This is a genomic window from Clavibacter lycopersici (genome assembly GCF_003576405.1).
Classification (GTDB): Bacteria; Actinomycetota; Actinomycetes; order Actinomycetales; family Microbacteriaceae; genus Clavibacter; species Clavibacter lycopersici.
Genome location: NZ_QWGT01000301.1, coordinates 1 through 2,820, shown reverse-complemented (window position 1 = coordinate 2,820; position 2,820 = coordinate 1). Strand labels below are relative to the sequence as shown.

3 protein-coding genes are annotated in these 2,820 nt (G+C 75.9%); all 3 read left to right on the top strand.

The features are described 5' to 3' along the window. Positions 1-200: 200 nt before the first annotated feature. Positions 201-569: a hypothetical protein gene (locus DZG00_RS14210; RefSeq protein ID WP_119383030.1), complete on the top strand. Its 369-nt coding sequence runs from the start codon at positions 201-203 to the stop codon at positions 567-569. A 14-nt stretch (positions 570-583) separates the two neighbouring features. Beyond that, positions 584-1,327: a phosphatase PAP2 family protein gene (locus DZG00_RS14205; RefSeq protein WP_233549179.1), complete on the top strand. Its 744-nt coding sequence runs from the start codon at positions 584-586 to the stop codon at positions 1,325-1,327. Between the two features lie 80 nt (positions 1,328-1,407). Further along, on the top strand, positions 1,408-2,820 hold a 1,413-nt coding region (locus DZG00_RS14200), incomplete at its 3' end, for a sensor histidine kinase (RefSeq protein ID WP_233550152.1).

The following is a 2,820-nucleotide window of genomic DNA, read 5'->3' as shown; positions in this document are numbered from 1 at the left end:
GCCAGGGCGTGCCGTCGGGATGCGTCGCGAGCGCCTTGGGGCCGCCGAAGCGGGTGCCCGCGCCGGCGGCGAGCACGACGCCGGCGATCCGGTCGGCCGGCCGGTCCCCGTCGCCGCTCCGTGATCCCGCCATCCGCCCATGCTAGGAGCGCACCCGCCGCGCCCTCGCCGCCCCCGGTCCCGCGGCCTACGCTCGATGCATGGATCCCGACACCGCGTTCGCGCTCGCCCTCACCCTGACCCTCGGCGTCCCGATCCTCGTGATCATCGCGGCCGTCGTCCTCGTCGTCGCCAAGGCCCGCGGCGCCGGCTGGGGCTGGTACCTCGTGGGGACGACGATCGTCGCGCTCGTCCTCGCCCTCGGTCTCGCCGTCCTCGCGGCATGGGCGACCCGGGACGGCATCGGGCAGGTCGACGAGGGCGCCGGCGCCTTCGGGATCGTGCTCATGGGCGTCATCGGCGGCGTCGCCACCTTCGTCATCGGCCTGATCGCGGGCACGGCGGGCCTCATAGCGGCCGCCGTCCGCCGTCGCGACCTCGAGCCGTCGTCGGCGCTGGTCCGCGGCTGATCCCGCCCGTCACCGTGCACGACCGCGCGCCCGGCCGGGTCGTCCGGGCGGCGAGCGTCGTCGCGACGCGCGTGGGGCCCTCGGGCGCCTTCGCCGCCGTCCTGGTCCTCGGCCTCCTCGTCATCACGGCCGCGTCGAGCCTCTTCGCTGGTCTCTACGTGGCCGTCATCGACGACGACAGCGTCGCGCTCCTCGACGAGCCCGCGCTGCACCTCGCCATGGACGTCCGCTCGCCGTGGCTCGACACCGCCGTCGCCGTCTTCACCGAGGCCGCGGGCGTCTACGCCGTGCCGATCGTGGGCGTCGCGGTGATCGTCGCGCTCGCCATCCGCCGACGCCAGTGGGTGCCGGTCGTGCTCGGCCTCACCGCAGGCGCCGGATCCCTGCTCATGACCGAGGTCGGCAAGGAGCTCGTCGGCCGCGACCGCCCGCCGCGCGCGGACGCCGTGCCGCCCTACGAGACGTCGCCCTCGTTCCCGTCGGGCCACACCCTCAACGCGAGCGTGGTCGCGGGGATCGTCGCGTACCTGCTGGTCCTGCGGCAGCTGCGGCGGTCGACGCGCGTGCTGACGTACGCGATCGCCATCGCCTTCGCGGCGTCCGTGAGCCTCAGCCGCGTCTACCTCGGCCACCACTGGCTCACCGACGTCCTCGCCGGCTGGCTCCTCGCGCTCGCGTGGCTCGCGCTCCTCGTCGTGGCGCACCGCGTGCGCGTCCGGATGCTGTCGGCGCGCGGACGGGACGCCGACCCCACGTGATCGGCCGGTGCCTCGTCCCTTCGGATGAGGATGCGCGCCGACCCTCGGATCCGGGGCGGGATCGCCCCTAGCGTGAGGGCATGCGCCCCCGACACCGCTCCCGCCTCCGGCCGTTCGCGGAGCCCGCGGCGGGGAGTGCGTACCTCCTGTTCGCCCTCTCGGCGGGGATCGGGGGCGGGCTGCAGGAACACGGATGGACCTACGTGGTCACGGTGGTCGCGTACGCGGTCTCCATCGCGATCTCCCGGTCGGTGCCGCGGTCCGCGCTCGCCGTGGTGCTCGTGGTGCCGACCCTGCAGATGCTCGGGGTCTCCGGCATGGGGCCGCTGCTCCTCCTCGTCGCCGCCCCGGATCCTGACACGTGGCCGATCGCGGGTGCCGCCCTCGTCGTCGCGTTCGTGATCGGCCGGTCGGCGGACGCTCCCGTGCGGGCCGCGGCCCTCGCGGTCGGCGCGTTCCAGGCGGTGTGCCTCGGCTTCGCGATCTCGGCGGCCGGGTACTGGAGCGCGTGGCGCGGCCTGGGATCCGCGGACCGCGACGACGGGGTGTCGGTGGGCTGGGCCCTGCTGCTCGCCGGGATCGCAGCGGTGCTCTACCTCGGCGCGTGGGCGCTGGGCGTCGCGCTCCGGCGCGGCGTCATGGGCGATCGCGGCGGGTTCGTCGGGCTCGACGGCCTGCGCGCGCTCCGCGATCGCGGGGTGGAGGACCGGGCCCGGCTCGTGCGCGCCGAGGCCGACCTCGAGGTCGCGGGCGTGGAGCTGCGGATCGCGCAGGAGCGCAGCGGCATCGCGCAGGAGGTCCACGATGTGCTGGCGCACTCGCTCGCCGTCGTGGTCGCGGTCGCCGATGGATCGCGGTTCCTGCGCGAGACCCGGCCGGAGACGACGGAGGAGGCGCTGCGCGAGATCGCCGGGACGGCCCGGTCGGCGCTGCTCGACCTCCGCGGCCTCATCGAGGAGCTGACCGACGACAGCCACCGGCCGCAGCCGAACCTCGCCGACCTGCCCGCGCTGATCCGGGGCATGGCCGCGACCGGGATGCGCGTCGACCTCCGCACCACCGGGCGGCCCGGCGGGCTCACGCCGTCGCAGCAGCTCAGCGTCTACCGGATCGTGCAGGAGAGCCTCACGAACGCCCTCAAGCACACGCGCGGGACCCCGACCGTGGACGTCTCGTTCGTGTGGGAGGGGCCCGGTCTCGCGCTCACGGTGCGGAGCCGCGGCTCGGAGCCGGAGCCGGAGCCCGAGCCGGCCTCGAAGCTACCGCCGGCCCGGTCCCGCGGTGGGTTCGGGATCGGGAGCATGCAGGAGCGGGCGAGGCTCGCGGGCGGCTGGCTGACAGCGGAGCGCACGGATCCCGAGGAGGGCGACGCGACCGGCGGCCACCTGGTGACGGCGTTCCTGCCGACGTACGGGGACCACCCGACCGACGGACGACGACCGGCGGACGCGCGCGCCGCGGACGAGCGGGACGCGGCGGCGGCCGCCGCGGCG

Excerpts from the sequence above, each read along its gene's own strand:
- DZG00_RS14210 (WP_119383030.1), top strand. The coding sequence starts at position 201 with ATGGATCCCGACACCGCGTTCGCGCTCGCCCTCACCCTGACCCTCGGC.